The organism is Candidatus Zixiibacteriota bacterium (assembly GCA_021159005.1).
GTDB lineage: Bacteria > Zixibacteria > MSB-5A5 > UBA10806 > 4484-95 > JAGGSN01.
On the sequence record JAGGSN010000175.1, the window covers coordinates 1 to 8609 of the forward strand.

3 protein-coding genes are annotated in these 8609 nt (G+C 43.2%); 2 read left to right on the forward strand and 1 reads right to left on the reverse strand.

Features of this window, described 5'->3' with window-relative positions; all coding sequences use genetic code 11:
• A partial coding sequence (locus J7K40_11150; GenBank protein ID MCD6162952.1) for a hypothetical protein occupies positions 1–5149 on the forward strand: 5149 nt, incomplete at its 5' end.
• The gene (locus J7K40_11155) at positions 5143–6966 is read left to right on the forward strand and encodes a PorV/PorQ family protein (GenBank protein ID MCD6162953.1); all 1824 of its coding nucleotides are present in this window, start codon (positions 5143–5145) and stop codon (positions 6964–6966) included. The genes J7K40_11150 and J7K40_11155, both read left to right, overlap by 7 nt.
• 168 nt (positions 6967–7134) lie before the next feature.
• Here the strand turns inward: J7K40_11155 and J7K40_11160 are convergent.
• The coding region (locus J7K40_11160) for an AAA family ATPase (GenBank protein ID MCD6162954.1) at positions 7135–8609 on the reverse strand (1475 nt) is incomplete at its 5' end.

Sequence of the window (8609 nt, forward strand, 5' to 3'; positions counted from 1 at the left end):
TAACAGCTTAGTCGATACGTCTGCAACCATCGAGGTTTATGCCTCGCCGATAATCGCCTCGTTTACGCTTACAGCGCCTGCCTCATGTATAGCTGGCGTCGGGTTCGATATAACAGTCAGCGATGCCGTTGATGCTTACGGCAACCCCACCAGCGGCGTTGTGGCGATTACGTCATTATCCGGCGGCGGCAATTCCCCCGGCGGTTATTCGCCGACTTATAACGATGTTGCGGTTGCCGATGGCAGCGGTTCTGCCGGTCAGATATTAGCTAACGCTGCCGCTACTGTTCTAAGGGGAACCGCCAACGGCAATATCGATGACACCGAATCAATTACGGTGATGCCCGGCGAGCTTGGCAGTATAGACATTTTCAACTGTCCCGAAAACGCAGCTGTCGGCCAGCCGTTATCGACTGACCCGACTGTTGTCATTAAGGACTTGTACGGCAATATCAGCACAAATTATCTTGGCACGGTTGAGTTTTCAGGCGCGAATACAGTCCCGTCTCCCTATACTTATGAGGCTGGTGATTCCGGCAGTCATATTTTTCCGGGCGCTCAATTTATTTTCACTGAGAGCGGCTACAAGAACATAATTGTTGCCGACAATGCTAACAGCTTAGTCGATACGTCCTCGACAATAGAGGTGTTTGTCGCCGGGATAAATACATTTGCTATTTCATATCCTGATACGGTTATTGCCGGCATATCATTTGATATTACTGTCAATAATGCAATAGACCAATACGGGAATCCTACCAGTGGTGTAGTTAGTGTTGAAGTGGAATATGGCGGCGGCATTTCGCCCAATGGTGTTCCGCCGGTTTATAATGATATTAATGTTGTCGATGGCGGCGGCTATGCCAGACAGACATTGACCAAAGTTAAAAAGACAGTGTTAAAATGCAGCGCCGGAGGATTCGAAATATTTACCGACACGCTGATTGTTTTGCCCGGCGCTTTCGGAAATCTTGATCTTAGCGGTTACCCGAGAAATGCAATAGCGGGCGAACCATTATCAACAGACCTTACGGTAATCGCAAGAGATATTTTCGGCAATATCGGTACGGATTATAATGGTGTTATAGAGTTTTCCGGCGCCGAGATTTTGCCGTTGTCTTATGAGTTTGTTCCGCCGCATGAGGGCAGCCATGTGTTTTCGGGCAGCGATTTCATTTTCGAGATTGCCGGCGCCCGAAATATAATTGTTGCGGATACCGCGAATAGCTTAGCCGATACTTCCTCAGCCATTATAGTCTATGCCGCCTCAATTAGCTCGTTTGCATTATTATCCCCGGATACGGTCATTGCGGGAGAATCTTTTGTCTTAGAGGTTATAAATGCTGTCGATCAATTCAGCAACCCGGCTTCCGGCACAGTTGTAATCTCCGACAGCTTAGGCGCGGGAAGTTCGCCTAATGGAACGCCGCCGATTTTTAATGAAATACCTATAAGCATTAATGGCTCGGGGAACGCAGAGCAGGTTTTAACATTAACCGGCATCGCCATATTAAAAGGCTCTGCCAGCGAGGGCGTAGTTATTCGGGCAACTGATGAGATAACGATCTTGCCCGGCATACTGGGCAATCTTGACTTGTCGATAGCATCCCCGCAGATTTCAAGCCGTGTTTTAGAACCGATTTCAACAATCACCGCCAAAGATAATTTCGGCAATCTCAAGTATAATTTCGATGCTTCGACGGATTCTGTCATAATTGACTGTTCGACAAGCGGTGTTGTAAATCCGAATGTTCTGAAGCAGGCTTCTGATTTTATTGCCGGAGTTGCCGACCTCAATGACCTTGGCATAAGCTATAATGGAGTAGGCGGACAGATAACTTTCAACGCAGCCTCTCAATCGGATGTTTATGGAGAATCTAATTCTGTTAATATGGTCTCACTACAAGCCGATGCTCTCGTTTTAGATAATAACCTTGTTCCGCGTGAGGATACAGCCAAGGGTTATATGCGATTTACTAATTTTGGCAGTCTTGTTATCGAGATTTCCGATATCGATATATATCACGATGGCTATCAATTTGAGCCGATATTCACACCCGGATTGCCCCGCTCTTTCCCGGCGGGCGCCGACACCAGTCTTGATTTCAGCTTCTTCGTTCCGACCGGTTTAGCTCCCGGCGAATATCCGTTATCGATGAAAATTACCGGCAATTATTCCGGTACGCAGGTTTATGACAGCCTGCTAAACGGCGATACACTGAAAGTAATTACAACCGCCGAGTTGGATTATATCGAAAACTCTCTCTCGCCGGATACCGTATCAACTGATGGCGAATACAGCTTTACAATAAGAGTCCATAATAGTGAAGGCAGCTCTACTATTAATATCGATGAGACAACCAATATCTTTTTTACCGATGGCGATAATGAATATCGAGCCCAGCTTATTCAAAACTGCTCGATTGCGCCGGACGCTGAAGGCAATCTTGCTTTTGAACCGTATTCGGTTCCTTATTCATTCGCAGACGGCAATCATTCAATTAAACTATACATCCACGGCACAGATTTAACGGGAGAAATATACGATTCATTAACGCTGTCTGACAGCGTGCTAATCGAGACGGCGGCTGATATTGTATATAATCAAAACACATTGTCTCCTGATTCGGTGTTAACCGGAACGAATATATCATTCAGCGTTCAGGTGGAAAATGCCGGACAGGCATCATTAGAACTTAACCATAATCAGACAATAATATCATTCTCCGATGGACAGCATCAGTTTATCGCCCTTATTGATACTGCTTCGGATGTGAGAATCGAAAGAATTTATACCGGCGATACGACCATAACATTTACCTCGACAACTATACCACCCGGTTTTATTCCGGGTAATTATCAGCCCTCGATATTTATAGTCGGCATTCAGAATCAGCAGGAATATCTGGCGCATATCAATACTGGCGGCGATAGTGTCAATATTTTAAGCCCGGGTTTGATAAGAATGGATTCATTATATACGGTAAGTATAAACGCGCCGAGAGTAAACACCAGCCAATCGTTTATAATTCACGGCTGCATCAGAAATTTGGGCGCCGAACCATTAGATTCTGTTACGCTGTTGTTGGAGACAGACGGCAATTCAATGTTTGAGGATACCTTATTTGTTGGCACAATCTGGAGCGATACAGGGGTTTCCTTTGAATATGATATTACAGCCGACTCACTGCCGAACTCATCCGAGATATTCCATTGCTCGATTATCAAAGCGATTAACAGCATCACCGGCGACTCGACTCAAGTAGCGGCGGCGCTGGATAATGCCGCCTCGGCGATAATTGAACTGCCGCCTCAATTTAATATCGATACGTTTTATTTATCCGATGATTCGCTCTCGACCGAACAAATTTTCACCGTATATGCATTAGTTAATAATTCCGGCGGTACAAGCTATTCCGGTTCTGATCAGTTGACGCTTTCATTCGATGGCGATTACGGTTTCCAAATAGCCGATTCATCGACTCGTGATTTTACCCCGAATCAGTTATTGTCATGGACTGTAACCGCACCCGAATCAGCGGCGCCGTTGGATTCAGCCAGGGTAGCGTTTAATGGATTGTTCATCGATTTAAATGATTCCACTTCCGCTCTCGGTTCCGATTCGATAGCCACTGCGGCGGTAATAGTTGCCGAATTCGCTTCGATAACTCATCGGGCTTCGATATACGCGCCGGAGGGAGCCATTGATGGAACGTTGTCTAATGGTCAATCATTTACAGTTGCCGATTCGCTATTCACCGCCGGTAATGTCGGCGAAAGCTTTGCTAAGCTAACTTTGCCGGATGGCTTCAACAGTGCCGACCCGCTGGTTCAATTATTAACAGGGGAGACCATAACCTGGCATTTAAACGCCAGCCAGACGACTTTAGTTGATTCATTGCGATTTGATTGCTGGAGTTTCGATTCCAACACCGGCGATTCTGTTTATGATGACGCAGTCTATCTGCCTATTGAAGTAGTAGCTAAAGCTGCTTTATCGATAGGGCTTGAAATAACAGCCCCGCCATCAGCCTTAGACAGAACAATTATGCCCGGTGAAACGTTTACTTTGCAGGCGTTGGCAGCAAATTCCGGTACCGCCGAAACAGGCGATGGTGAGGTAATGCTATTGTTTGAAGCAAGCGGTTTTACTGTCGAGGAGCCTGCCCAATCATTTACTCCGGGAACACCGGTCGAATGGCAGGTTGCCGCCCCGGATTCGCAGATTCTCGATGGCGCGCAAATTGCAGTCGAAATCAGCGCCATACCGATTGATTTGAATACCGGCGAAAGTGCCTTTATTCTAAATGATTCTGCCGGCTTCGATATTATTGTCAAAGATGAGCTTCCCGATTTGGTAATCCAAGACCTCATACCGGGCGGCGGCGCTGCAGTAGGCGGCCAGCCTGTGGATGTTTACACCTTCACGTTAGAAAACACATCCGATGTGCCGGATAACCAAATCGCCCTGATGACATTTGGTTTCCGCTTATTATCGAACGACAACCTTATAGCGCCCGGCGATATTGTCTCCTCGTCATTTATATATCTTAACGGCGATACGACTGATTCTTATGACGCTGTAATAGGCGATTCTCTAATCAGCTTCGATTTTGAGCCTGATATATTTATCGGGCCTGGTTCTTCAATAGGAATGACTATAAATATTACCCCGGTGGAAAACCCCGCAATTGCTTCGTTTAATGTCTCCATAGATTCCGATGATATCGAGGCGCGCCTTGTTATCGGCGGAATTTACGGGTCGCCAATAGAGGTCATCCTGCCGGAGGGCGGTGAATTTACATTAGAAAGCCCGTCATTATCAATTCTTGCCGCCGATTTTGAAAGCTCGTTTATCGTAAACAACAATCCGTACTTAGCCTCAAACGGCTCGCTTGAAATCGGCTACTATGATACAACCGATGCTGTCATTGATATTGCGATATACAATATTAACGGCGAGAAAGTCTGGGGTGCGCAGGCTCAGCCCTCCAGCGGCGCTAATGGCCAATACTTAGGCGATTACGCGACTACATGGGATGGCAGAGATTCGGCCGGCAACCGGGTTTTAAGCGGCGTCTATTACATATTAGCCGCGAATAACTCAAACGGACAAACTGCTAAAATCAAGGTGGCGGTGATATGGTAAGAAAACTTGCGCTAATATCGCTGGTTATCCTGATGCTGAGTGCCAGCCTGTTTGCCTCGAACGAGTACGGCAGCCGTCCGCCATTTGCCATTGGCTTTGATGCTCGTATGCTGGGCATGGGCGGCGCCTCTGTCGGGCATATCAACACCGCCAGCTCTATCTATTGGAACCCTGCCGGTCTGGCCTTTGTAAAACGTCCCGAACTGCAGTTGTCGCACATGAACCTGTTTATGGATACCCGTTATGAATGCGCAGCCTTTGCTTATCCGACATTATCCGCCGGCGTTTTTGGCGCCAGCGTAAGCGATATATCAAGCGGCGAATTCGATAGAATATCCAACTATACAAAAATCGGCACATTCTCCACTCGCCAGGATTTATTCCTTCTGGGCTACGGCTTCTCGCCATTAAGAAATTTTGCCGCCGGCATTTCGATTAAGGGAGTTTATTACGATTTAGCCGGCTATAAAGATTCCGGTTTCGGTTTCGATGCGGGCTTAATTTATAACCTCAGTATTATTGACGGACTTTCGGCAGGCATTAAAGCCTCAGATATATACAGCCCCCGCATTAAGCTTCACACTACCGAACAGAGCTACCCGTTGTCGGTCAAAAGCGGCTTAGCCTATAAGCGAATTATCGGCGGTTCTAACAGTTTGATGCTGAGCGCTGATTTCGAAAAAATAAAAGATGCCGGCACAGATATTTACGCCGGCGGTGAGTTCGGCTATAATAATATGATTTTCGCCCGCCTTGGCTATATGCGTGATGAGTTAACGCTGGGCATCGGAATATCAGTCTATGATTTCAAGTTTGATTATGCTTACACGTCATTTTCCGAGCTTGATGTATCGCACAGGCTTTCTTTAAGCTATGCTTTCGGCACATCTGTTGATGAGAAAAACGCCCGCAATGATGATATATTCGCTCAGGAAAAAATATCCGAATATAAAGAGCATGAACTGCTGGAATCTCAAGAAATGCTGAATCAGGAATTGGCAGCGGCGCATGAGCATGAGAACGCAGGCGATATTTATCAGGCGATAGAAACCTATTACCGGGTTCTGGCAATAGATGAACAGAATGAGGATGCCAGAAGCAAAGTCGTGCTTTTGTTCGACCGGATAAAACAGGATATAGCCCGTCAGGCAAGCAGCGGCTATATTGATGAATTGATAAACAGCCAGCTTGAGGTCGGCAATCGGTATTATGATAAAAAACAGTATAATGAAGCCGACGAGCAATACCGGCTGGCTTTGATTCTTGCCCCTGACAACCAGCATGCCAAAGACCGCATAGCGGCAATCGAAAAAATAGAGAATAGCCGGATAGAAAGACTGAGAACTCAGATCAATCAGCTTATAAAAGACGGCGATTATGACCAGGCTTTATCAAATATCAATCAGATACTTCAGGCAAAGCCCGGCGACAGGAATGCCTTAGCCAAAAAGACTGAAATCAACCGTAAATTCGAAGCCTCCAGATATCTCGAAACGGCGCTCAATTATTTCGACCGGGCGGATTATGAGATGGCAAACGTGATGGTTGATTCTGTAATCGCCTTTAACCCCCAATCGGAGGGCGGCAAAAGCCTGAAACGTCAGCTGACGCGCTATACCGCCGAAACCTCTACTCTTGAGGACATCAAGAAAACCCCTGCTCATTGGGATACATATATTCAGGGCATGGAACTGTATCAAGCTGGCAGCTATGATGAGGCGTTGGCTAAGTGGCGTTCATTGCTCGAACATTATCCCAACAACCCGAACCTCAGACGCAACATAGACCAGGCAGTCGAGCGGACCGGGAAGAAGTAGGCAAGCTAAAGGTATTGTCATAAGATTTGAGTGACAAAAAATATTACGCGTAGGGGCGTATTGCATACGCCCTATTAACGACTACATAGAAAGTATATATTATCTGTAATCAAATTTATAATTTTAGTGTCTTTGCATTCCGAACAGAGGGAGAACCAGACGCTTTTACTATGGATTATTTGATTTAATAAATTCATAGATTAATTTACAGATATTTTTTACTTCATCAGATAAATCATCTATGCTGTTGATATTGCTAATTGCCTTTTTAGCAAATGGTATTTTATCTTTAATAGAACCTGATGGGGAACTGTAAGGATTATCTTTATTTTTACACTTTCTTGTAGATTTATCCTTAAGCAAGGTGTTTTCAATAAATTTGCCTAAGTAACGATTCTTATATGAAGATTCAGATGGGATTTTTTTTATTTTTACATCGTTGCCTTCATATTGCTTAATAACTTTAATCAAAACCTCAGGAGTCAATAAATTTTCAACTTCTTTACATTCTAAGCAATAATATCTATCACCCAATTTTTCTTTAAGCTTTTCATGTCTTTTGTCTTTATTTTTATCTTTATCAGAAATTAGAAATAACGTACTACATAATCGCTCTACATTAATTGATTCATTATCATCATTGAGAAAAGAATAATGAGTAATATTATTGCCAGAATATTCGACAAATGAATAATGTTTATCTTCTTCAAATATTTTGTGATTTGAATCCTTTTGCTTTTGATCCTTTTGAAATATCTCTAAATACTTTCTGAAATAGAATCTATCAGTTACGCCCTCAATCCAAATTGTGCAATTGGCTAAAAATACGGATGAATTCTTGACACCTAAGATTTCTAATAGGTTCCGATCCTCATTACTTGTATTCTCTATTGAAAATTTAGGAATAGTTTTAGAAGAGTCATCTTTTTCTATCGTTTTTGAAAATTTATATACTGAAATATTATTGAAATCCAGTGTCATATCTAAAAAATGATTTGAGTGAGTAGTAAAAAATATTTGTAGGTTTTTGAAGGTATCACCCGTTAGAAGTTCGATAAATTTTCGTTGAAGCCCCGGATGAAGATATAATTCAGGTTCCTCAATATATACAATTGAATGCTTATGTTTTAATAAGTATAACTTAAATGTAAGTATAATTAATTGCTGAATACCATCGCCAAGATGAAATATTGGATATTCATCTTCGTCATCCATTTTTACATATATTACATCACTTTCAATTCTTGGAATAAGAGCTATTTCTTTTCCCTCAAAGAATGTTTCACCTAAGAAATTTTCAAATTTTCTTACTATATTTCTTTTTTGTAAGTCACCAAGCAGATACTCTTTTAGCTGTTTGTACATTCCAAGCCCAGTAAATATCATTTTATTGCCTGATTCCTTGAAATAGTCTTTTATAGTTCTTTCTTCATAAAAATCTATTTCTTCATGGGAATCTTTTTTTCTTGGGAAAGGTCTCAAGCCTCTCAGTGTTGGAATATATAATTTTTCAAATGAATACTTTTTTCTACTATATTTTTTTAATTCGCTACGAATATCGCGTAATAAATCTTGACTAACACCTTCAAAGAACTCAATAGCCTGTGATGAATTTCCTAATCTATTGTTAGTTCTTATCGATT